The 24,289-nt window shown below is 31.0% G+C and carries 17 protein-coding genes; 6 read left to right on the top strand and 11 right to left on the bottom strand.

Annotated features, from left to right (window positions below; translation table 11 throughout):
* Positions 1 to 181: 181 nt before the first annotated feature.
* From ACYVEC_RS24760 to ACYVEC_RS24750, 3 genes are all read left to right on the top strand, one after another.
* Positions 182 to 2,791 carry a putative mucin/carbohydrate-binding domain-containing protein gene (locus ACYVEC_RS24760; RefSeq protein WP_460508825.1) on the top strand — a complete coding sequence of 870 codons (2,610 nt, stop codon included), beginning with the start codon at positions 182 to 184 and terminating at the stop codon, positions 2,789 to 2,791.
* A gap of 255 nt (positions 2,792 to 3,046) precedes the next feature.
* Positions 3,047 to 3,595, top strand: a complete 549-nt coding sequence (locus ACYVEC_RS24755; protein ID WP_063222333.1) for a fascin domain-containing protein — start codon at positions 3,047 to 3,049, stop codon at positions 3,593 to 3,595.
* A 1,567-nt stretch (positions 3,596 to 5,162) separates the two neighbouring features.
* Positions 5,163 to 5,498, top strand: a complete 336-nt coding sequence (locus tag ACYVEC_RS24750) for a hypothetical protein (RefSeq protein ID WP_063222338.1) — start codon at positions 5,163 to 5,165, stop codon at positions 5,496 to 5,498.
* Positions 5,499 to 5,981: 483 nt separating this feature from the next.
* On the opposite strand, the gene ACYVEC_RS24745 is transcribed toward ACYVEC_RS24750, so the two are convergent.
* The 7 genes from ACYVEC_RS24745 to ACYVEC_RS24715 form a co-directional block, all read right to left on the bottom strand.
* Complete coding sequence (locus tag ACYVEC_RS24745) at positions 5,982 to 6,356, bottom strand: hypothetical protein (protein WP_199677905.1); 375 nt, start codon at positions 6,354 to 6,356, stop codon at positions 5,982 to 5,984.
* 722 nt (positions 6,357 to 7,078) lie between these two features.
* Complete coding sequence (locus tag ACYVEC_RS24740) at positions 7,079 to 7,240, bottom strand: hypothetical protein (RefSeq protein ID WP_075309146.1); 162 nt, start codon at positions 7,238 to 7,240, stop codon at positions 7,079 to 7,081.
* Positions 7,240 to 8,355, bottom strand: a complete 1,116-nt coding sequence (locus tag ACYVEC_RS24735; RefSeq protein WP_098556418.1) for a response regulator aspartate phosphatase — start codon at positions 8,353 to 8,355, stop codon at positions 7,240 to 7,242. Before ACYVEC_RS24735 ends, ACYVEC_RS24740 begins: the two co-directional genes overlap by 1 nt.
* A 510-nt stretch (positions 8,356 to 8,865) precedes the next feature.
* The gene (locus ACYVEC_RS24730) at positions 8,866 to 9,993 is read right to left on the bottom strand and encodes a Ger(x)C family spore germination protein (protein WP_199677904.1); all 1,128 of its coding nucleotides are present in this window, start codon (positions 9,991 to 9,993) and stop codon (positions 8,866 to 8,868) included.
* On the bottom strand, positions 9,990 to 11,093 hold the full coding sequence (locus ACYVEC_RS24725; RefSeq protein WP_063222328.1) for a GerAB/ArcD/ProY family transporter: 1,104 nt from the start codon (positions 11,091 to 11,093) through the stop codon (positions 9,990 to 9,992). Before ACYVEC_RS24725 ends, ACYVEC_RS24730 begins: the two co-directional genes overlap by 4 nt.
* A complete protein-coding gene (locus ACYVEC_RS24720; protein ID WP_460508819.1) occupies positions 11,080 to 12,588 on the bottom strand; it encodes a spore germination protein in 1,509 nt (502 codons plus the stop codon). The genes ACYVEC_RS24725 and ACYVEC_RS24720 overlap by 14 nt, the downstream gene beginning before the upstream one ends.
* 856 nt (positions 12,589 to 13,444) lie before the next feature.
* The gene (locus tag ACYVEC_RS24715) at positions 13,445 to 14,488 is read right to left on the bottom strand and encodes a Fic family protein (RefSeq protein ID WP_063222326.1); all 1,044 of its coding nucleotides are present in this window, start codon (positions 14,486 to 14,488) and stop codon (positions 13,445 to 13,447) included.
* 1,264 nt (positions 14,489 to 15,752) lie between these two features.
* Between ACYVEC_RS24715 and ACYVEC_RS24710 the strand changes: the two genes are divergently transcribed.
* Positions 15,753 to 17,129: a lytic polysaccharide monooxygenase gene (locus ACYVEC_RS24710; protein ID WP_098557433.1), complete on the top strand. Its 1,377-nt coding sequence runs from the start codon at positions 15,753 to 15,755 to the stop codon at positions 17,127 to 17,129.
* 193 nt (positions 17,130 to 17,322) lie between these two features.
* Here ACYVEC_RS24710 and ACYVEC_RS24705 read toward each other — a convergent pair whose 3' ends face one another.
* The 4 genes from ACYVEC_RS24705 to ACYVEC_RS24690 form a co-directional block, all read right to left on the bottom strand.
* A complete protein-coding gene (locus ACYVEC_RS24705; RefSeq protein ID WP_199678004.1) occupies positions 17,323 to 18,732 on the bottom strand; it encodes a phosphatidylinositol-specific phospholipase C in 1,410 nt (469 codons plus the stop codon).
* 409 nt (positions 18,733 to 19,141) lie between these two features.
* Positions 19,142 to 19,711 (bottom strand): hypothetical protein, encoded by a 570-nt coding sequence (locus tag ACYVEC_RS24700; RefSeq protein ID WP_063222323.1) that lies wholly within the window; start codon positions 19,709 to 19,711, stop codon positions 19,142 to 19,144.
* A 605-nt stretch (positions 19,712 to 20,316) separates the two neighbouring features.
* Complete coding sequence (locus tag ACYVEC_RS24695) at positions 20,317 to 20,742, bottom strand: hypothetical protein (RefSeq protein WP_075309134.1); 426 nt, start codon at positions 20,740 to 20,742, stop codon at positions 20,317 to 20,319.
* Positions 20,743 to 21,028: 286 nt separating this feature from the next.
* On the bottom strand, positions 21,029 to 22,018 hold the full coding sequence (locus ACYVEC_RS24690; protein WP_063222321.1) for a LacI family DNA-binding transcriptional regulator: 990 nt from the start codon (positions 22,016 to 22,018) through the stop codon (positions 21,029 to 21,031).
* Between the two features lie 98 nt (positions 22,019 to 22,116).
* On the opposite strand from ACYVEC_RS24690, the gene ACYVEC_RS24685 reads away from it, so the two are divergent.
* Positions 22,117 to 23,442 carry a DegT/DnrJ/EryC1/StrS aminotransferase family protein gene (locus tag ACYVEC_RS24685; RefSeq protein ID WP_063222320.1) on the top strand — a complete coding sequence of 442 codons (1,326 nt, stop codon included), beginning with the start codon at positions 22,117 to 22,119 and terminating at the stop codon, positions 23,440 to 23,442.
* Positions 23,429 to 24,289: an HAD-IIB family hydrolase gene (locus ACYVEC_RS24680; RefSeq protein ID WP_063222319.1), complete on the top strand. Its 861-nt coding sequence runs from the start codon at positions 23,429 to 23,431 to the stop codon at positions 24,287 to 24,289. The genes ACYVEC_RS24685 and ACYVEC_RS24680 overlap by 14 nt, the downstream gene beginning before the upstream one ends.

The following is a 24,289-nucleotide window of genomic DNA, read 5'->3' as shown; positions in this document are numbered from 1 at the left end:
AATTTGTTATTTAATGTGTCATCAAATAGTATTTGTATACAATGATAAATAAAGAAAAGGAGATTATTATGAGAAAAAATAGATTAAAAGATACAACATAGATAGCATGAATAGCTTGGGTTGTAAAAACATAAAAAAACAAAAATCCTTAAGTGCATTAAGGAAAAATGAGGGAGAAAATATGGGGAATAATTCAAAACATAAAACGAGAAAAATACTTGCAGCCACCGCTACAGTAACTATGCTTGCAACTGGAATGATTTCTACAACAGATATCATTGCAGAGGAAACGCAGCAGCCAAATAAAATATCGACATCACTTCAAGATGAAAATTCAGTTAAATCAGAAAACAGAACGTATACAGTCCCAGGAAAAGGGGATGTTGAGGTACTGAAACAACAGGAAAGAAAAAGTATGGCATTTAGTCCATATGAACCGACTGGTTTATATGCAAAGCCAAATGAACAAATAACGATTAATGTAGAAGGAAATCAAAATATTCAAGCATATATTGGAACGTATTCGTATGATGCTTCTTGGAGAGAAGATTCTAAAATAAAATCATTTACATTAAAACCAGGTATAAACACAATCCAATCGCAAAATGGAGGAATGATTTATTTTTACAATAAACAACAAGGTGGTACCATTCGAACAACGGTCACAACTGGTGGAACGACTACTCCTCTCTTTGAACTAGGCAAGCATACAAAACAAGATTTAATAGACATGCTGAACCAATATCCAAATGCACATGCAGTGGAGCTAAAAGGAGAACGTGTATTAATTACGGCCAGCCCTGCACGTGTTAAGAAATATTTGCTAGGTTCTAATACAGATCCTGTACAACTCTTAAAAAAGATGGATGAAGCTACCCGAATTCAAGACAAAGTAGCTGGATTATCCGAAGAACAAGCAGACAAGCATTATATTCATTACGTAGAAGAAAATCATTCACTAGATTATTATATGTATGCGACTTCTTATCGAACTGCATATGTAGGAGATGCAATTCAATACGTGTTAGATATTAATAAATTTATAAAAGATGGTTGGGGTCCTTGGCATGAGGCAGGCCATTTGAGACAGCAATCACCATGGAAGTTTTATAATATGACAGAAGTACAAAATAATATTTACAGCCTTTCTGTAGAAAAAGCATTTACATCTAATCAACCTTTTAGATTGCAACAAGAGGGTGCGTATACTAAGGCATTTCAATACTTAGAACAACCTAATAAAAATTATGACGAAGTTAGTGATGTTTTTGTTAAGCTTGTTATGCTTTGGCAACTACAATTAGCATATGGAGAAGACTTCTATCCTAAACTGCATCAATTGTATAGAGATATGCCTTCTAATGAACTTCCACAAACTGATGAAAATAAAAAACAATTATTTATGATCTCAGCATCAAAAGTAGCCAAACAAAATTTGATGCCTTTCTTTGAGAAGTGGGGATTACGTCCAAATAATGATACCATTCAAAAAGTGGCTGCATTAGGATATCCGATTTTAACAGCAGAGATTTGGAAGGGGACGGATTCTAATCCGATTAAACCAGATGTGCCTAATGCAAATAATATTTTAGAAGGAAGCCAGTTTGCATGGTCAATGAAAGGGATTAGTGATTTCGAGTTTGCTAAAATCAATTTCAATAAGTCGGCTGAAGAAATGCAAGTGGACTTAAAAGCAGGCGTACCGCATCATTATTTTAATGAAACATATGCGAGTATTAAAGTACAAAATGCATCAGGCAAAGTAGTATACAATAAAGACATTTATGGAAACAAACAACAAAATGCTGAATCGCAAAAAGTTCCAGTTAAAGTAGGAGATTATATTGAGTTAACACATCTAGAAGGTGTGCATAGAGCTACTTTAACAAATGTAGATAATAGTAAACAAGAAAGCTTTGGAAAAAAAGCAATGTACGAAGTTACAAAAGAAGGCCTGAAAAAAGTAGAAAAAATGCCAGAAGCAACAATTTTAGATGGAAATCAATTTGCATGGTCACTAAAAGGAATAAGTGATTTTGAGTTTGCTAAAATCAATTTTAATAAGTCGGCTGAAGAAATGCAAGTGGACTTAAAAGCAGGCGTACCGCATCATTATTTTAATGAAACATATGCGAGTATTAAAGTGCAAAATGCATCAGGCAAAGTAGTATACAATAAAGATATTTATGGAAACAAACAACAAAATGCTGAATCGCAAAAAGTTCCATTTAAAGTAGGAGATTATATTGAGTTAACACATCTAGAAGGTGTGCATAGAGCTACTTTAACAAATGTAGATAATAGTAAACAAGAAAGCTTTGGAAAAAAAGCAATGTACGAAATTACAAAAGAAGGTCTGAAGAAAGTAGAAAAAATGCCAGAAACAACAGTTTTAGATGGAAATCAATTTAGTTGGTCTTTAAAAGGATATAGTGATAGAGAAATTGCAAAAGTAAATTATAATAGGGTAACAGAGAAAATACAGGTGAATTTAGAAGCAGGCGTACCACATTCTTATTTTAATAATACGTATGCGAGTATCAAAGTACAGAATTCATCCGGTAGTGTTGTGTACAATAAGGAAATAGTGGGAAATAGACAGCAAACTGCTGAAAGCCAAACTGTGCCAGTCAAAGTGGGAGATTATATTGAGTTTACCCATATAGAAGGAGAAGCAGTGAATGAAAAGGCTCGGGCTATACTTACTAACCTTGAGAATAATAAACAAGAATATATAGGCAAAAAAAGAATCTATCAAGTTACTTCAACGGGATTAAACAAAATAGATTAACATGAAAAATATTCAAATTTTTAGTTAGATGCTTAATAGTCGTTCATTATGAACGGCTATTTGGCTTTTATTTAATATAAAGTTAAATTAATTTTAAAAATATGTTTGAGGACTGAGTGATGTTTAGGTGCTATAGATTTGAGAAAAAAGAAACAGAATAATAAGGTATTTGTTGATAAAGACGCTCTCTTATTACAATATTTTACATATTTGGTATGATGTATATGAGTGCTGTATATTAAGGGAGGAATGAGAATGAAGAGGTTCATAGCTCATGCAAATGGTAATAAGATCTTTAAAAAGTTAGTTTTAATGGTGTTACCAATGGTTCTAATGATAATGATGATAACCCCATCGAATGATGCATTGGCAGCCGACCAATCAAATACGGGTTCACTAAAAGGTGTGAGTCTATTTAATGGAAGCTGGACTGTTGCTATACAAGCTGCAAATTTACAATATGTGTCTGCTGAGCCATCGGGCAATGTAGTAGCAAATCGTAATGCAGTTAATGAATGGGAGAAATTCGAGTTAATTCCGACTGGGGAATTATATACGTATGCTTTAAAAGCGAAAAGTAATGGCAAGTACGTTTCGTTTGAGCCAAATGGTAGAGTAGTAGCAGATCGTACATCAATTGGGGCATGGGAAAAGTTTATCTTGTATAATGGTGGAGATAATAGGATATATGTATTACAAGCGCTAAGTAATGGTAGATTTATATCAGCAAATGGCGGTAGAGAATTAACAGCTAATAGTTATGTAGCTGGAAGCTGGGAAAGATTTGTTATTGTGTACTTCTAAATTTGGAAGTGTTATGTATCTAAATGATAATGACATGTGTAGTTCATATGCATGCCAAATAAAATAAAGAGTTAAGTACTTAATATAAGTGTATATTTAGGTACAAAAAGGACTGCAAGTAATTGTCAGTCCTTTTTGTATGTTAAATAGGTAACTACTGTGGATGTAATAAGAAGAAAAAGAACCCTATAGGGTTCTTTTTCAAGGCATATTAACTGTAAGGAGAATCATGAAATGCTACTTCAAATCTTTATTAGGGGAAAGATTTTGAAAAAGCTTAACATACATCTATTTTTACATAAATGTAAGATATAGTAAATTGATAATATTTATACTTACTATTACTAATATTCAATTAAGATAGTTAACACTATGCTTATAGTGTTAATTGGTGTTTAGTGTAGTATACATTGAGATATCTAGTATTAGATTACAATTGTCAAAAAAGCTAATAGATTTATCATTTCAAATTCTCACTAACATTTAAACGATTTTAATTGAAATTGGTGTGTATTAACTCTTATAAGCTAATGAAAGTAAATAAAATAAACAAAGACCCTGTAAAAATACAGGGTCGGATACAGGGTTAAGGGAACACATAGTTTCTTAAAAACATAATAGCATATAATTTTTGTATAGCTATATGAGGATTTTGACAAAATTAAGAACAAGACAGAAAATCTTTGAGAAATCAAATATAGTGGTGGAAATATGATTAGGAAGTGAACTATTTACATGTTAATATAGATGAAACCTTTTGAGTACCGTAATCAAAAGGTATTTGAATTAGAGTTTTAGGTTAGTGAGATAATTAATCTTCCTGAAAAAGAAAAATGGTTTTTTAGATTAAAAGAAGAAAAGACACCTTTTGGGTGTCTTTTCTTTTGGTATACAGCTCACATATTGTTGAATTAGATACGAAACCATAATTCGACTATGAAATAAACAACATAGGAAATTTTAACATAATCTGGACTGAACAAAATATGTAATAGTGCATTTTTAGTTTTCATTTAGCTTATTGTGGATATAGAACAGCAATATAAATAAAAAAGGGCATGCAGTCGTAGCTGCCGCCCTTTTTAGGAGGAATTTAAGACACCAATAGGACGACACGTATTGGTAAAAAGGCTCAAAAATAGTATATGTAAAAAGAAAAAGTCCTATACCAAAAGTGGACTGAGCTTTATCTTTTTTACTTATTCAAAAATCAAATCCCGCTCTTTTTAAAATCGGTACAGCAAACATATAGTTTGGAATGGAATCAGAAAAAGTATACATGAAAATGGCAGACAACAATTTTGTCGCCTGCCGGTGCCAAGGGACTGAATGAGTTAGTCAATTCCTATAAATTGCTACCCCATTACCAGAAGAGTGAAGCCGCTAGTTCAAACGGCTTAAACCTAGTTTGCCTGATAAAGAAAAAATTATGAGTGAAAATTTTGTTTGCTCTATATGAAAAGATAATTAAATATTCATCAGATAAGGATAATACAGCATATCTTGAATAGGGTGTAGGAACGAAATAAGGGTAAGAATGTTTATTAAGGAAGGGACTGAATCAGGAGTGGGACTTTCGGACAGGATTTGGGGAGCCATGGTTGCTTTGGGCATTGCGACTAATATCATTGCTTGTATAATGGCAGTATACATTCCAAAATATGAGCTAATGATAAACTGCCTTACAAATATTTTATTTTTAATACTTATAGCTAAAACGTTTATTAAGATGAAAATTAACAAATGGATGGCATTAGGATTTACGTTGGTTGTAATAGAAAAAGGTATTAAGGCAGGTTATGACTTCTACACACATGATTATTATGGTGCCAGTTGGAGTTTAGCTATCATTGTTTATTGCATATACGAGATGGAAAATTATTATGTTGAAACAAATAATTAGCCGCAAAAATAAGGGTTAGTAGGCGAAATTCTTGTTAAAGTATACAATTTTTTAAACAATGATATTACGGTCCTGTTTTTTACTTCAATAGCATAAAAAAAGACGCCATAAGGCGCCCCCAAATTGGGTAAACGAGGTTTTAGTTTTCCAATCTAAAGAAATTATGTATCAGCTCACAATGAGAGTATATCATAATATACAATCAAAAAAATATGTATTATTACATATATGAGTTTAACAAACGTAAGATGAGAGTAAATCAACATATTATAAAAAAGACACTACAAGAGTGTCTTTTTTTTGAAAATACTCTATAATTAACTTTGGGGAAGGTAATGTTAGAGTATTCGTTTAGCATTATCTTTATATTTGATAAACCATGAAATCGAAAGATTTTGTGGTTTATTTTTTTACAATAGCTATTACATTATTGGTAGTGAGCTATTGATTGTTATAAGCATTTGGAGAGGTAGAATTAAACATCTAACATCGAATAACAGTTCCAGAATATAACGTTATGAAATGATCTCCCATATCTAAAACGTTACTTGCCTGTATAAAGCCCTTAAAACCTTCTGAAGAATAATAAATTTCTTTTGGTATACTTTCTTTAGATTGGAAATGTGTTTTAGAGTACTTTACATAATGATTTTTAATAATTTTTGATTCAGGAACAATAGTATTTTTTTGTTTCAGTGATTTTATAGCACTAGAAGGTGGTATAAATTTTTGAGTGTCTTGGTAATTAGGATCTAAGGTGTCAGCTTGTACATTGTGTGACGAAACAAAGAGGCTTAAACTACTTCCCATAATTAATGTTGAAAATACTAACTTTGAGAATTTTGTTAATCTACTCATTTTACAATCTCCTTTTCATTATTTTGTAAGGTATCTCCTTACACCTCACAGTCTATATCCACTACAAAAGGGTGTACATACATATTGATAGACAAATCTCTACAAAATACCTCATGTTTTTTGGGTTGTGTATAATAATCCAATGTTTAATAATTTATCAGAATTAAAAAAGTAGGTCATATATAAAAGAAAATGAATAATTTATGCAGAGAATGTATATGGAATTATTGTTTAAATATTCTAAAATGAGTTGATAAAGATGACTTGGTATTATTAGACAATAATTCATTCGATAGGTTGAATTTGAAAAGCGAATTCTCTTTTTGAGGTTTTATTATTTAAAATAACTAAAGAATTAAGTACAAGCCCACAAGTTAAATAAAAAAAGTGAGAAAAATGATAAACATTCTTCTCACTTCCATCAATTAGGGTGGCATATACATATATATGCGTTTAAGAGGATTTTCGGATGAAAAATCCACATACACAGTATAACAAAATATTAAAGACTCTTTGTATGTAATATTGCATATGAAGAGTTGGTAGATATAATAGTTAGTCTATTTCTATTATTTAACGGATTTTCCGGAAGAGTTCTCCTACCTTAAGAGGTGCAGGGTGATAGGTGAGAGAAGAATTTTGGTTTGGCGTAGCCAAAAAGAACAATACATATTTTGATATGTAAAGACCCTCCAAATGGAGGGTCTTTACATACACTTATATTAATTTTGTTGTGGTGCACCACCATGATCGCCAACACTATATGAAGGAGCCGGATAATGTCCATGGGTTGCAAGCTGATCTGTTTTATAAAACTGAGAAATTTCCACCGTTAGAACCCCAATAAAAGCAATACCTGATAATAATAGGCTGATTTTTTTCATTATTTTAACACTCCTTTTTCAATTGATTTTCTTCTGGCTTGGTAACAAATATGGAAATAGTCACTTACCTTTTGGTGGTTCTCTAATTGTCTACATTTTGTGGCAAATAATTCGGCGTATTCGACAACATATTCCCATAATTCTTCTTGCTCAAAGTATAAGATTCCTTCTTGAATGATTTTTTCTAATTCTTCCAGTGGAATATTTTCATTTAATCTTTTTAAAATAGAGAAGTGGTGTGTGTATTCTTCGTTATGAATTCCTCTGCAAATCTGTAATCCCTTACCAATGAGTTTGCTAGCTGCGGATTGTTCTCCTAATTTATAATGCTCCTTAGCTTGTAGGAAGATAGCTTTGAAGTGTGTAGGAATTTTTTCTGTTACTTCTGAAAGGTGACGAATAGCTAACGTAGACATACTTTGATCAGAATACAGCCACCCCATAGTACTTTTTACGTATAACAAGGAATCTTCTTCCTTATTCTTCTGTAGTAATTCAATCGCACAATGCAGATATTCTTCAGCTTTTTCGTACTGCTTTAAATAGATACAGCAACCACCTAGCAAACTATTGCAAAAGGCTGTTTTTACTTCATAACCCTCGTACTTCGTAAAGATTGCTCTCGATTTATTTGCGTATTCAATAGAAGCGAGCATGTTATAGGTATGATGATAAAAAGTAGCAATTCTATAGTAGAATTCAGCGTGTTCGATTTCATCTGGAATGTCTACTAATATCTTTTCTGCCAGTTTATAATGTTCCTCTGCCTCAGTAAAACTTGATATAAAAGTGGAATGAATGGATTTAAAAAAGTGATAATAGAAGCGTAGAAAATGGTCTGTAGGCATATCATAATCACTAATAGCATCAAAACTATTTTGTTGAATACCGAGGCTATCTGTTAGGACTGTGTAACGAAATTCAAGTAATGAGTAATATAGTAACAAATTTTGATCCTGACGTTCTTGATTTGACTCAATGCTTAACTTATTAATTTTTTCATCAATTTTCTTTTTTAGATTAGTAGCTTTTACAACCTGTTGAGATAGCATAGATCGATACCAGTCGTTCAATAGAGAGGTTAATTGCTCATTTCCCTTTACTGAAACACTCACTATATACTCCCCCATCCTATAGAAATATCTTAATCCTATTTAATTGTAACTATCATAGCAAAATAGAAGGAAAAATGGAGGTATTTTACAATGTTTTTCAATAAAATTCATAAAAAATAATCAATTTGTGTCGAATATACTTAGTATTTAATACCTAAAATTTATTAAAATGCTGATTCTAAAAGCTATTTTTGCATAGAATCAGCAGTTGATGAATTTATCACCATTGGAGAAAGTAAACCAGAGGCTCAATATATAAGTAAGAGCTTTAGTGGAGTAGCTACAAGAAGGGGATAGTTATAAATTTGTTAAAGCACAGTATAATTATTAAAATTTTCACCTTGTTTCCTTTTCAGATAGGTTAAGTAGAAGAAGATAGGAAGTTTTTCTTTGAACTAAGCTTTTTGACAGGAAAAGATATTTTCATTAAAACAAAGCATTATTCTTTCAGAACAAAGGAATCACTAGAACAATATGTGATTCCTTTGAGAAATGCTATTAAATGCTAGACTAATTTCTAATGGTCCCAGTATCTTTTATTTTGACGTGTGTCTTTACATTTATTTTAGCCTCTGCTAAAGCTTGCAACCAATCTCCTTTTACTTTTTTCCACTCTTTATATTGAAAAGCTCTAGCATATAGGGATAATCCAATTGGATCAATTTTATTCTGCTGTATTTCATTTAATATATTTTGTAAATTATCATTAATTTCTTTTTGAATAGCACTTTTTAAATTATTTATATTTTTTTTATTATCATAGTGCCCCTTAATTAAATTCGCATTGGTTTTTTCTATTAAAGCTACATTAGCATATATATTGAAATTAAATACAAACTTTCCGTTTTGATAATTAACATCTACCTTCCTTGTCGCGTTCTGTACGAAGATAGATGTGTTTGTCTTTTTGTTGGATTTTTTAGGAGGAATCGCAAGGTGTAGTATCATTCGGCCGTTACTTTTTGGCTTATTTATAAGATTGAAAAATTTAACATTTTTTTTAGGGATATGAGTTAAGTATTTCCCTCGGCGATTTAAAAATGCAATTCCTACTGTGTCGATTTCATTCTTTGTTTTTTTGATAATTGGAACAGTTTGCGTCATTCCTTCTTCATTTTGTTCTCTCATTAATTGTTGAATTGTAGAAGAGACGGATTGGTTATTTTGAATTGACGATTCGATTACACCATTTATATAAGATGAAAGTGATGGTTTACTAGGCTTGTGAATTTTAAAAATTTCTTCTGCAGGTCCATCTACAAGTACTACTTTAGCATTAATGGTAGCGTAAGGATCACGATAAGAGGAATCAAGCTCCTGCAACCAATTTGCTTCTTGCGCTAATTTTTTCCCAATTAAAATGATTTCAGCTTTGGAAGCTGTCATAAAGCCAGTTAACTTCGTATCTATTTTACTGAATCCAGTATATACAGTAGATGCTTGTGTCCAATGTTCTATAGTGCTTTTTGGCTGTTTATGATGAAAGAGTGGTATGCTTGTTCCAACTTTTATGTCTCCATTAGGGGTTCCATCCAAGCCAATTAACAGGATTAATGAAACCTTCTCAAGAGGAATTCTCTGACTACAACCAATTAAATATACACAACAAATTACAATCCATATCCATTTTCGAATCAAAGTTGTTTCCTCCTAGTAATCCAAGTAAAAAGAATACTGTAAGCGAAAAATAAGATTGGTAATAGAATAAAGAAAACGACATTTAAGATATCCATAAGAGAATATATAAACAAATATTGATCCACATCGGGATTTAGGAAAATAAATAGGCCAACTATAAATAACATAAAAGCAAGCAGCGCCCAATTGCGGGCGTTTTTTTGAAGTGAAATGGTCACAGATTTAAAACTGAAAAATAAATACGGATATATCGTAGTGGAAAATACAATTAAATAGTAAGCGATATATATAATTTCTAATCGTTCCATGAAAGAAAAACGAACCCCTTTTAACAGATGAAATACTGGCCAGATTACGTCTTTTATTCCCTCCGGACTAAAGTATATATAAGAAAGAATAGTCACATATAGATAGAAAAACATGGTTCCAGTATTCGCAATTAGTAGTCCTTTTATGGCTTTTTGTTTTTTTTGTAAGAACGGGTATATATAATATGCAAGTTCTAAGCCAGCATAAGGAGTAATGGTTTCTTTTGTTGCCTTTAGAATAGGGTATAATCCATCTTTAAAAATAGGTAATAGGTGTAAAGGGTTGTAGTTAGTCTTTAGTGAAAAAAGAAGAAATAGTGGCATCCAAGTAGTGAAGAAGAAAACAAGCATAGAATAACTAGTAAGAGCCCTTAACCCACTCAGGGCCAAAATAATAAAAGGTAATAGTAATAATATGGTGATTTGATAAGCAGGAGTGGAAGGGAATATCCACACTTTTACAATATCAGTTGCCTTTAATAAAGTATTAAAGCCAGCAAAAAATAGATAAAAGGCATATAAAAGAAAAAGAATTGTCCCTATCCATTTACCAAAGTACGTTTTTAGGATTTGTGAGAAATTTTTGTTGGGATTTTTTTGTAACAATAATATAATAAATACGCCGATTATAGAAGTAGTTATCCAGCCAAGAATGATAGAAATCCAGCCATCTGTGCCAGCCGTAGTAGCAAGTGGGCTTGGCATGATTAACATACCTGATGCAAGTTGCAGTGAATGAATGAAAATAATAAATTCAAATAAAGTTATGTTTTGGAATTTAAGATTCCCCATGCGAACCACCTTCTTTTTTCTTTTTATGTTTCGGCTGTCCTGTACTCGAGCGGGTGGTAATCATAGAAATAGGAAATCTTACAAAAGAATCTTTTAATTCTTGAAGCCGAAATGGCGCGATTGGCAATCCGTATGGTGAACCATAGGAGGTTAGTGAAACAAAATGAGCGAATAAGAGCATTAATCCACTAACGATACCTACAATCCCATAAAAGTATGCCAATAACATCATTGGAAAACGAATAAGGCGTATAGAACTTGATAAATCATAATTAGAAACAATAAATGATGCAATGGCTGTAATAGATACGATAATAACCATAACGTTACTCACAAGACCTGCTTGAACAGCCGCCTGTCCAATTACAATCCCTCCAACAATTCCTATGGTTTGTCCAATGGGTTGTGGTAAGCGAATACCAGCTTCACGTAGCATTTCTAGTGTGATTTCCATTATAAAAGCTTCTAATAAGGGAGAGAAAGGGACTTTGACTCTAGACGTTGCAATAGAAGTGTATAAATCTATAGGAATGATTTCAAAGTGAAAAGACACTATAGCAATATAAAATGCCGGTAAAAAAATAGCTATAATAAATCCTGCAAATCGTAATAAGCGAAAAAATGAAGCAATGAGCCAATGAATATTATAATCATCTGGAGTTTGAAAGAATCCAATTAAATTCATTGGAACAATCATTGCACCAGGGGATCTATCCATTAACACTGCTACTTTTCCATCGAGTATATGATTTGAAATGGCATCTGGGCGTTCGCTTAAATAAGCTTGTGGGAAAGGAGTCCAATTTTGATCTTTTGTATAATTAGATAGTTCTCCAATACTCAATACTGCATCCGTTTTAATTCTACAGATTCTAGTTTCTATTTCTTGGACTACATCTGCGTTTGCTACATCACCTAAGTAAATTAAATAAACTACTGAAGTGGCTCGTTCTCCAATCGTCAGCTTTTTGATCTTTAACTCTGTTGAAGGAAGATATCGACGAATTAAGCCTATATTTTTTGTGGCATTCTCAATAAATCCATCATGTGAGCCTTTAATAGTAACTTCTGAAATGGGTTCTTGAATTGCTCTTTCTGCCCAGCCTTTTGTATTTATTAGAAGTGACCGCTTTTCTCCTTCCATAAATAGAACACATTGACCCTCAAGTAATCCTTCTTTAATTTCATTCCATGTAAATACTATTTTGGTATGAGTAGCAATAATATTAGAATTAAATATTTGACTGTCTTCATTTACTTCTTGTAGTAATGGTGTAACAACATTGCTTTTTAAAGCGACACCATCTGTAAGGCCTTCAAAATAATATAGTAAAATATTCGTGGTTGTTTTTAATTGCAAAGGATGTTCGATTAAATCTGCACTAATATCAAAGATAGTATTTAATGTATTTTTAAGTTCTTTTAAGTTACTTGTTTGGATGTTTTTAATGTTTTTATCTGTTTTAGTTTCTAAGGTCTCTTCATTTAAGGACAAAATTGACACCTCTTTAATATATAACGATTAGTTGTATTTATTATTTTTAGTTGAGGGAATTTTATTCACAAATTTAAACAAATTTGGAATGGAAATTAATAATTGAGAGTAAAAAAGTAGAGGTAATTTGTGTGGAAATCTAAGTATCAAGATAGAATTGAAATTTGAATGATTATAACAAAAAAGAACCCTTGTAAGGCTCTTTTTCATAGTTGGTAAATATGTTGTCAACAATAGAGGGCAATTAAGGTAGTAATTTAGATGTCTTTAAGTTAATCAGTTGAATTTTGTAGGAAGAATTCTTTTTTCATATTTTAATGATCGATTAAAAAGACATTACATTTATTTGGGTGTTCTAGTGTATTTAAACTTTGCGTGCTAACAATTTTTGTTTAGGGACAAAATGTTTTTTTCTGAATTGACAGAAAAATCAAAGTGCAAAATTCCTATTGGTTATTTTGGTAGGTATCAAATATTTCTTTGGCCTTATTTTCTTGATGTTACCGTACATTTATATGTTTCTAAGGGAAAGAATTACTTTTATTTTTATTACCCTCTATTGTTTGATTAAGATGGTAACATGAAATTAAAACGTTTACAACCAGAAAATAAAGAAAAAATATTAAAATGCGACTTTTTTCGACAATTTTTCTACGTTAATATCTAATATTTTTATAGGAAAAGGTGGTGGAAAACGTACCCTTTTCCTATAAGATGTTTTGTAGGAATTAGATATAACTAAAGTAATAATAGCCTAAAATTAAAATGAAATTCCATGAATTTGAGCCCAAAGTCATGAAAACCATTGATAACGTTATAATTAAATTTTTGAACCGTAAGAGTTTTAAAAGTAAGGTCAAACTTTAGTCCACTTTGCGTTTCTTCCTTTTGTAACTAGCTTAATATGGCCAAATAATTGCAAGGAATTTAAAGCCTTACTAATTGTACTCTCTGCAATGTCTGGATATCTGTTACGAATACTTTCCTTAGTAAAGGGTTGTTTTTGTTTAAGTATAAAATCCTGAATTCTCTCAACTTTAGTATGTTTACATATAGAATCTAGAACAGTGTTATGCAGATCTTTGTAAGCCTCTAATATAATAGTTAAAAACGTTTTTAACCAAAAGCTACTATTGTGTTCCTCGCAGTACCAATTTACCGAAGATTTATAAATCGAATTGTAATATTCAGATTCATTTTTCTTAATATACTTATCCAAACATACATATTTTACAAATGTATGTCCACTCTTAATTAGCAGCAACTGCATTAACATAAATGCTAGCCTGCCATTACCTTGATTGAAAGGGACTATGCAATAAAAATTTAATATAAAACGAGCTATTAATAAAAGCGAATGTAGCCCCTTACTAGTATTTAATGAGTTGTATTGATCACATAATTGCTCCATAAACTGTGGAATGAGTTCATGTGGAAGAATGCGGTAACTATTCAAGTGCATTCCATGCTCAGGAATACCTGGAATAATAAAAGATTTTTCACGCCATTTGGCACTGTCAGAGGTAAGGTAATGTATTAGTTGAAAATGTAATTCCTGTATAGTTGCTGGATTAATTGATAAAGTACAGGAGTTTTTATGTACAAAAGAAAGTGTTTGATAATAACAAAAAATAGCATCTTCCGAAATGTTTTGAGGTACTATATCATCTAAAATAAGTTCTTTTAATCTTTTATTAGGAACTTTTATATCCTCATAAATAGTAGTGAAATTTTTTATGTAATGTAGTGGTATAGTTTTTTCTAAACTATTAAATATGTCAGGGTTTTGTTCCTGATAAGCAGCTAATTTTCCTTTGAATTCGCTAATTTCACTTATTAAATTGATTAACCTCCTTTTTAATTCAATATTTTTATACTTATCATCAAAAAAATCTCTCATTTTTGTTCCCCCTGTAACCCCTTAACACGTTGTTGCATATATCATTCCATTCCATTCTAAAGGTGTTTCATGACATCATTATCAAATAACGACATTTTTGTTCTGATTTTGATCTTGTTTTAGAATCTATATTTTTATTTGATAATAAAAATATAAAAGTTATAAAAAAGAATCGTTAGGATTCAATTTTAATAGGCATAATCCTAACATCAAATGTACAAATGTACAATAAAAAAATAAAAAATATAAAACTATCGACTCTTTTAAAAGATTATTAAGTAGTTGTGGCTATAGATATGTTTTAGTTTTAGAGTAAATATTGAAGTGGCAATAAATTTTTCATGGTTGAAAAAATAGATAAACTATTAATTTGTGACAGTTATGTGCCTAATCTATTCATTTGTTATGATGAGAATTCCAAAATTAAATCCTAACGAGCTTAACTTTCTATATTTAGGATAAAGATTAGGGGAGGTATGTTGATGAAATGTACCATTAAATATAGATATATGTAACGTTCAACACTTGTATTGTAAAATATTTTGACATGAGTTAATTTAGATACTAGGTACAGGAGCATTTAATAAAAATTCAGTAAAGTACCCTTTAAACGTTTCACCCTAAAAACGTTTATATTTATTGGAATTTCAAGCACACTGAAGTTTTTTGTTTTTTCCTGTACCTTATTAGGTAAAAATAATACAATAAATTGATAGAATGTTATGGGGGAATTGGATTTTTAATTCTCTTTTTCTTACTTTATATTATCAATCTCTAGATGATTTGTTTACAGTAAGGATTCAAAGGATAGAAGATGACTATTCAAAAGTACATAAAGTTAAGTTGGATATCTTAATGATTTTATTGTGTTTTTAGGGTTTAGAAAATATGTGTGAATTTAACCTTGGAAATGACTTGTTTGTATGTTATATAGCAGAAATGTGAAGTCTGGAAGAGACTGATTTAATTAGTTTCTTCCAGACTTTTTTACTTTAAAAACGTATTTTTTCAGCATGAGGGTAAATATAATTCTTTAAATTAATATTTGAATTTTTTGTGAAATAATGTAAGGATTTTATTCCTCTATTAATACATAATGTTACAAAATAGAGTTATTGTATTTATTTTATTGATATATAAGATTAATAATAATAATAAATGTATCAATGTATGAGAGATATTAGTATATTTAATAGCAATTTGTTCGTTTATCTCTATATTGCTATTATATTAGCGATAACAATAATATATTGGGGGGACAAGAATGAATTTGAAATTAACATCTAAATTTGAAGGATTAAGAAAAAGTAAAAAAGGAATTGGTGCCTGTATTTTAGCTGCAGGGGTGACGGCTATTACAATGATACCTCAAAGTGCGTATGCACATGGATTTGTTGAAAAGCCAAGCAGTCGTGCTGCTTTATGTAGTCAGAATTATGGAGCATTAAATTTAAATTGTGGAAATATAATGTACGAACCTCAAAGCTTAGAAGCGCCTAAAGGATTCCCAGATGGTGGACCGATTGATGGGAAAATCGCTTCGGCAGGAGGACTGTTTGGAGGGATTCTTGACCAACAAACATCAAATCGCTGGTTCAAAAATACGATTAAGGGTGGAGCAAATACATTTACATGGAAATATACAGCTGCACATCCTACAAGTAAATGGCATTATTACATTACAAAAAAGGGATGGGATCCTAATAAACCATTAACACGTGCTGAATTAGAACCAATTGGAACTGTGAAACATGATGGTTCTGCCGCATCAAATAATTTAACACATACAATTAACGTACCAACTGATCGAAATGGTTATCATGTTATTTTAGCTGTATGGGATGTAGCAGATACTTCAAACGCGTTTTATAATGTAATTGATGTAAATCTAGTAAATAATGAAACTCCCGATACAGTAGCTCCAAGTCAACCAACTGGATTAAATGCGTCTAAAGTTTCTGCCAATAGTGTTGCACTAACATGGAAGGCTTCTACGGATAATATAGGTGTAAAGGAATATCAAGTGTTACGCAATGGGGAAGTAATTGATACGGTACCAGGTACAACATTTATTGATAAAAAACTAAAAGCAAATACGCAATATACCTATACAATAAAGGCGTTAGACTCAGCTGGAAACATATCAAAAGAAAGTGAAGAACTAAAGGTTAAGACAACAAATGAAATTCCAGATATAGAAGCTCCGACTCAACCGAAAGGATTACATAGTATGAGTACAACAGCAACAACTGTTGACTTGATGTGGAGTCCGTCTGAAGATAATGTAGGCGTAGACCATTATATTGTATATAAAGAAAGCGCTGGAGTTATGAATAAAATTGGGACAACGGATAACACATCCTTTATGGATAAAGAATTGAAGGCTAATACATCGTATAAATATGTAGTGACGGCGGTTGATTTAGCTGGAAATGAATCTAGTAGAAGTGATATTTTGAATGTAACAACAAAGTCAGAGGATCCCACATATGAAAAATGGGATGCAAGAAAAGCATATACAAAAGGTGATAGAGTAGTACATGAGGGAAAAGTGTATGAAGCAGTTCAAGATTATCAAGGCAATGGTGACACAAATTGGATTTTTGCCCTATCGCTTTGGAAGCCAGTTTTGAATAAATGATAAGTGGGAAAATGTAGTTAACATTTTTGGGTTTTTCTTTGAAGTAAAGGGTCGTTCCAAATATAAATCCCTGAATGGTTTAAATGATATGTTAATAAATTTAATCACCATCCTAATGTTTACGAAATGAAATCAGAAAAGAATCCCAATGGTATTCCATTAAAAAGGAACTCCAATGGGATTCTTTTATTTTCTAATTTGTAATAGCGTATATTTTCACAGTGAATTTGCTAGTGGCACCAATTGGACTTGCGATATAATATTTAGTATTTGAGTAAGCCTCAGTCCTAGATCCATGTGAAATATTTTTCCAACGAATAGAATCGGTACCTAAGGAAACATCAATCATTACATTGAAAGAGATAGTAGAAGGATGATCTTTCTTTGAAGGCTCAATAAACCATTTTAATTCTTTAGTTCCTACAGGTAAATTATCAATTTTAAAGTTTTGACTAGAACGATTTTGTTGTCCAGATAAAGGACTAGATTCGGATGGGATTTGCGAAATTAATATCTCTTTTTCATTCGAATGTACACCATTTAATTTAATGATACTATCAATTAAACCTGGCCCAGGAAAATCAGCTGCGATAATACCAGAATGTCTAACTCTACCTTGTTGTAAGAGTTCGGTCCCAAGTGTATTCATCCCACCATAATATACTTGCCCATTTCTATCGCGGGGGAAATCACTCCACGCATTAGTGTAATTCGTTTGAATCAACTTAGGGCTACTATCAGTATTTCTATTCTCTTTTCCGCTTGCAACAAACCAAGGATATACATTATTTAAAAATGCGGCTGCACCACCCGTACCACTAAAATGGTTAAGATATATTTTTCCATTATTAAAGTTAGTATTTGCACTTTGTAGATGAGTTTTTATCGCATTCCATTTTTCATATATTTCGTCTGGTCCGCTTCCAATTTCAAATTTATCTTGTATATTCAAACTATCGTAATCAATACCGTATAATTGAGAGGATGCAAAGTTTTGTAAGACTACAATTTTACCTCGGATATCTCCTAAAGTAGGGTTGTTTCTGTCTATAGCTGGTACGGAATTAGGATCCCAAAAATATGAAGCATTAACGTTTTTATATTTTAAAAATATTTCCTCAAATGATGGAGATCCACTTTCAGGTGTAGTTTCTTCTTTTAAGCGCATTAAAATTGTTTCAGTCGGATAATCTTTTAAAAATTGAATTGCATCTTTTAATACATCTTCAAACACTGCTTTTTGATTTACAATGCCATGGTACATTGCAAAAGAATCTTTTACACGTTTAACGCGCATATCTACATATCGAATTCCAGAATTTAATTGTTGGGGTAAACTCATAGTTTGATTTCTTGTCAAATTTTCATCAAGAAAACTTGCGCCATGTAAAGCCATTGTGCCATGAGTTCCTGGAATAGATATTTCACTTAATTTTGTTGAATCTGCTACTTCTGACATCCACGATGGATTTTGATAACCTAGATTGGGTTCATAGGAATAACCTGGATGACTATCAGCTAAAATAGTTGATGGTGTACCTAAACTTGCTAGTGTAAAACAAGTGAGGATGCTAATTTTAAAGAAATTTTTTATTTTGTTCATTTTATCTCTCCTGACCTTTACATAATAGCTATAATAAGATGGTTTTTGACTATATTTATTGTTTTCTATTCCTAATGTAATGAATTTTTGTAATTGAAAAAGGGGTAGTGAGCTAACTTGAGATATTATAAATTTACTGTAATGAATTGTATCTAATAGCCAAACGGATTCTTAAAGAATAGTAGCATAAAAAGGTGAAAAATAAGCTTTTTGCTGTATTGTATACAAACAAAACAGAAGCCTTAAAAAGACTTCTATTTTGTGACATATTATGAATGATAAGGTGGTTAACAAATTAAGATAATGTGAGTGAGCGGTAAAAATCTATTTATAGCTGTTTCAGGAATTTCTTATAACAAGGCTATTCAGGAAAAGTGGTCCCTACAATGATAATAAAAATTAAAACATACTATTCATTAAAACTTAGACTAACTACAGTTGCGATAGATTGGGCTGCATGTTCCCAGCTTCCATCTATAACTTTACCAATCTGCTGCCCAAGTGTATTTAAATCATTTGGATTAACTGGAATTCCATTATACGCAGCAAGAATTGATAAAAGTGGAGCAGCAAATGGTGTCCAACCACCTCTATCAATATTAAATACAGGCTTATCTACTACTTTTCCATCTTGCACAGTAAATTCATAATAAAATTGATCATCTGGGCGGAAACTTAAATGATGAGAAATTTGTCCCTTAACATATTTTTTTCCTCCACCTAGATTTACTACTTCTATTTCTTTTACATTAAATTCATGCTCAAATACTTTTATTTTTTTGACTTCTGGACCATTTAAGGCAGCATTAACAGCTGTTTCTAAATTATTTTGTGCTAATGGTTGAATAGTCATTTGTGCCTCTTTTTGTTGGATAGGAGCCTCTTTTTCTGCAGCAAACACTGATGTAGTAGGTAGTGCGCCTGTAGCTAATGTAGCTGCAAGTGCTGTTGTCATCATGATTTTTCTTTTCATCTTCATAGTTTTTCTCCCTCTCTTAAAGTTTTGATATATAATCTTTTAAAGACTGACATTGTGCAATATTTTATTTCATAATGCACAAAAAAATGGTTTAAGAATTATGTCAGAGAATTAAAATTAATTATATATGTATTTAAGATGATATCTATCTACACATATTTTTTCAATTTTTAGACAAAAGTAATGGTAATGACTTCTTAAGAGTCAATTTTGTACCTTGTTTATCTATAGAAATCTTATAAATAAACTAATTTTATAGTGAATGTAATATATTTGATATCAAATGTCTTACATAATGCTATAAAATTTCACAATTTTTTATTTTAAAGAATGGAGCAATAGGGATTCTAATTGCAAGGGATACGGGAATAGCCTAATCAATTAGAGTTTGAAAGAATTCTTTTCTTAGGATTCCCTCACTTCTAAATGAAGTGAAAGAGGGGGTAGTTCAAAATAATGAGAAAGAATCAAAGTTATGATGTATTGAAAGAAAAGAGAAAAGAACGTAATAATTTTCCGAACCGGGGTTAAATGTCAAAGGTTCGAAATAATCTTCTAAACCTTGAAATAACAGGTAAAAATAATAAGCACTCACGTAGAAGTGCTTATTCAAATTCGATTTCTGTTTTACCATCTGATGTGAAGTATCTTATGGTTGTTTTGTCGTATTCTTGCAAGCCACTCTGTGCTACGGCGTCTTTTAACTTTGTTCTCGTTCTGTAGCCGAAATTTTTCCGTAAGCCTTCGTCAGCATTTGACAATGCTGTTTTGTCAACGAAAACATATAAGACATACAAGTTATTTTCTTTATTTAATTCAACCGCTGTTACAGTACCACCGAAATATTCTATAATCTCCTTGGTTCTACGTTCAATACTTTTCGTCATTCGTGTCTGCTCATCTTTTGGTTGTTCTGTTTTCACCGTTGTTTGTTGTGTATTTGGCTGCTCCTTTTGAACCATTTCTTTTTCACCGCAAGCTGCTAACATTACAACCGATAAACCAACTACTAATACTAATTTCTTCATCATCTAAATCCTCCTAATGTCAATATCTAAATATTAGCATACAATGAAATTTATTACTGAATATGGAGTGATATGTAATGCTTGTCGTGGGTATGAATTATGTGGTGTCACCTATTGTAACATTTAAAATGTTAGTACTTATCTTTCTTAATAACATTATATATTTGACTTCGTGAAAAGCATTTTAATGGATTGTTTTAGCTTAATATAAAAAGAGGACGCATTATTATTTACGTCCTCTTTTTATTTTTATATATTAGATAAGTTTAAGCAGAAACTTTTATTTTAATTATGTAGATTCACGAATAATTAAGTTAGTAGGATATTTAATAATTTTACGTTTAATAGATTCATCTGTATTTATATATAGTAGTATCTCGTTAACGGTACGTTTACTCAGTTCAACAATTGGAATATCAATAGTACTAATTGTTGGGGTTGTAACTGTACAAATTAATTGATTATCATAACCACAAACAGCTAAGTCAGTTGGAATAGAATACCCTTTAATAGTAGCTCCTTTAATGACTCCAGCAGCAACTTGATCATTTCCAGTAAATAATGCAGTAGGTTTATCTTTTAATTTATCTAGCTTCTCAAAAATTTTAAATCCATCATTAATAGTAATTGCATCTCCAAATAGCCAATTTTTATTGAATGGTAATTGTTTTTCTTTTAAGGCATGCAGATAACCTTGTTGGCGTTTTAATTGTGCTTGACTATTAAGAGAGTCAAAACAAAAGCCAATTTTTTTATGACCTTTGCTTATTAAATGTTTAACAGCTTTGTATCCAGCTTCAAATTCATCGTAACAAATTATCGGAATAGGTGCATTTTCCTCATACTCATTACAAAGTATTATGGGCCCATATGCTAAATAATGCTCTATATTTTCCCAACTATTTTCTAGGGATGCGAGAATTACACCATCTACAGCTTTATTCTTTAGTAATGAAAGTAATTCAAGCTCTATTTTTTTCTCATAAAAAGTCTGATAAATTAGCAATTTGTAATTGTGTTTTAATAATTCTTTAGAAATTTCTCTAGCTAATTTCCCGAAAAAAGGATGATCTATATTTGGAATTGATAGAGCAATGGTTTGTGTCTTATTTATCCTAAGATTCCTAGCAATAGCACTAGGAGTATAGTTGAATTCTTGCATTACTTTTATTATTTTCTCACGTTTTTCTGAATTTACATAAGGATGATTATTTAGAACTCTTGAAACCGTAGCATTTGATACATTACATAATTTAGCTATTTCATTAATTGTTACCATAGAGAAACCCTCCGTAAAAAATATGTTGACATGTAATCGATAACATAAAATATAGTCTACTCATGATTTTCAAAATAATTTCTTAGAGGTGATTTAACGTGAAAACTCTTACTACAATTTCTGGACATAGTAAAGACAATTTAGCTTTATTAAAGTGCCTACAGGGGGAAACAAAAGAAAAAGAATTTGAAATTAGTAATATATTGCCGAATCACAAGATGAAAGAGAAATTATTTAGGGAAAACAAATTGAAAATAGATATTGATATAGAAAAAGATATTTTCAATTATAGCAGAAAAAATATACAGAAAATAGAATTTATGCCAGTTAATCGGTTGATTTCTCAAGATGAGGTTGAAAAAATTATTGGAGTTTTAAAAGACGTTTTACCAACAGGTCAATTTACAAGTGGACCATTTTCAAAAAAGCTAGAAGAAGTAATCGGAAGTTATTTAAATAAAAAGTTTGTAATTGCAACAAGCAGTGGTACAGATGCCCTTATGGTGTCATTGTTATCTATTGGTATTCAGCCTGGAGATGAAGTAATTATGCCAGCTAATAGTTTTGCGGCTACTGAAAATTCCGTGTTAGCAGTCGGAGCAAAACCTATATTTGTAGATATAGATCAGAAGAGTTATTGTATTGATCCATCTAAAATAGAAGAAGCTATAACCCCAAAAACTAAATGCATTTTACCTGTACATTTGTATGGTAAACAATGTGAAATGAAAAAAATTCGTGAAATTGCGGATATATATCAATTAAGAGTTATTGAAGATGCATGTCAAGCTATTGGTTCTTCAAATCTTGGAGAATATGGAGATATTATTGTCCTTAGTTTTAATCCATATAAGAATTTTGGTGTATGTGGTAAGGCAGGAGCAATAATTACTGATAATGAAAATCTTGCAATACGTTGCAATCAATATAGTTATCATGGATTTGAAATTGATAAAAAAAATAAAAAGGTATTAGACTTTGGATTCAATTCTAAAATTGATAATTTGCAAGCAGCTATTGGTTTGGAAAGAATTAAGTATTTATCATACAACAATTTAAAAAGAGCGTATTTAGCTCAACGATATATTCGTGAGTTAAAGGATTTAGAGGATAGAGAATTAATAAAGCTACCTATGATGACAGAAGATAATGTCTGGCACCTTTTTCCGATTAGAGTTGAAAATGGAAGAAGAGACGAGTTGAAAAATAAATTGTACCAATTGTATAACATTGAAACAGATATTTATTATCCGGTATTATCTCATAAACAAAATACTAAGTGGATAAAGGAAAATGATTTGCAAAACAATATGTTAAATACAGAGCAAGTTCATAAAGAAATATTACATTTACCTTTACATCCAAATATGGTGTTAGAAGAGCAAAATTTCGTTTTGGAGGGATTATTCAATGTCAATAAGTAATGAAGTTTTACAGTCTTTAAATTTTGAAAGATTACCACAAGTTAAAAAGCCTAAGTATGTAGTGTTCTGTGATTTTGATGAAACTTATTATCCTCATAACATGGATGATTCTAAAAGAAGCAATATGAAATTGTTAGAAAAGTATTTGTATGAACACGGAAGTAAAGGGGATTTAGTAATTGGTTGGGTAACGGGAAGTAGTTTAGAATCAATTGTTGAAAAAATGAAAAAGGGTAGTATTCAGTATTTCCCTCATTTTGTGGCGAGTGGATTAGGTACAGAAATAACGTACTTTGATAGTAATGGGACTACTATAGAGGATCAAATTTGGGAAGAGAGAATTATAGAGGGTGGTTTTGATTCTTCAAAGATTGAAAGAATTCTTAAATTGCTAGAATTAAAATATGAAATTTTTTTAAGACCTCAGACACAATTAGGAAGTTCTAAGTACAAATTTAATTTTTATTATGAAGAGCAAAATGAATTTATTGATGCAAAGAATTTAGAAAAGATAGAAGAAATCGGAGAAATATTCCAAGTTGGAGTTAATATTAACAAATGTAATCCATTAGCTGGTGATCCAGAAAATTGCTATGATGTAGATTTTATTCCACTTGGAACAGGTAAAGATGAGATAGTGAAATTTATTTTAGACAAGTACGAACTAGATAAAACAAATGCAATTGCTTTTGGAGATAGTGGGAATGATTTAAGGATGCTACAAGCTGTAAGACATGGTTATTTAGTAGAAAATGCAACAGAAGAAGCAAAAAACACACACTCAATGTTAGCTCAAGGTGAATACTCGATTGGAATTTTAAATACTCTAAAGCACATTATTAATTAA

This window comes from Bacillus sp. MN7755 (assembly GCF_054771475.1).
This window is presented reverse-complemented; position numbering and strand designations above follow the sequence as displayed.

Bases quoted from the DNA above. Each gene is read 5' to 3' on its own strand.
- ACYVEC_RS24760 (WP_460508825.1), top strand. From the start codon at position 182: ATGGGGAATAATTCAAAACATAAAACGAGAAAAATACTTGCAGCCACC.
- ACYVEC_RS24755 (WP_063222333.1), top strand. From the start codon at position 3,047: ATGAAGAGGTTCATAGCTCATGCAAATGGTAATAAGATCTTTAAAAAG.
- ACYVEC_RS24745 (WP_199677905.1), bottom strand. From the start codon at position 6,356: ATGAGTAGATTAACAAAATTCTCAAAGTTAGTATTTTCAACATTAATT.
- ACYVEC_RS24740 (WP_075309146.1), bottom strand. From the start codon at position 7,240: ATGAAAAAAATCAGCCTATTATTATCAGGTATTGCTTTTATTGGGGTT.
- ACYVEC_RS24725 (WP_063222328.1), bottom strand. From the start codon at position 11,093: ATGGGGAATCTTAAATTCCAAAACATAACTTTATTTGAATTTATTATT.
- ACYVEC_RS24715 (WP_063222326.1), bottom strand. From the start codon at position 14,488: ATGAGAGATTTTTTTGATGATAAGTATAAAAATATTGAATTAAAAAGG.
- ACYVEC_RS24710 (WP_098557433.1), top strand. From the start codon at position 15,753: ATGAATTTGAAATTAACATCTAAATTTGAAGGATTAAGAAAAAGTAAA.
- ACYVEC_RS24705 (WP_199678004.1), bottom strand. From the start codon at position 18,732: ATGAACAAAATAAAAAATTTCTTTAAAATTAGCATCCTCACTTGTTTT.
- ACYVEC_RS24700 (WP_063222323.1), bottom strand. From the start codon at position 19,711: ATGAAGATGAAAAGAAAAATCATGATGACAACAGCACTTGCAGCTACA.
- ACYVEC_RS24695 (WP_075309134.1), bottom strand. From the start codon at position 20,742: ATGATGAAGAAATTAGTATTAGTAGTTGGTTTATCGGTTGTAATGTTA.
- ACYVEC_RS24690 (WP_063222321.1), bottom strand. From the start codon at position 22,018: ATGGTAACAATTAATGAAATAGCTAAATTATGTAATGTATCAAATGCT.
- ACYVEC_RS24680 (WP_063222319.1), top strand. From the start codon at position 23,429: ATGTCAATAAGTAATGAAGTTTTACAGTCTTTAAATTTTGAAAGATTA.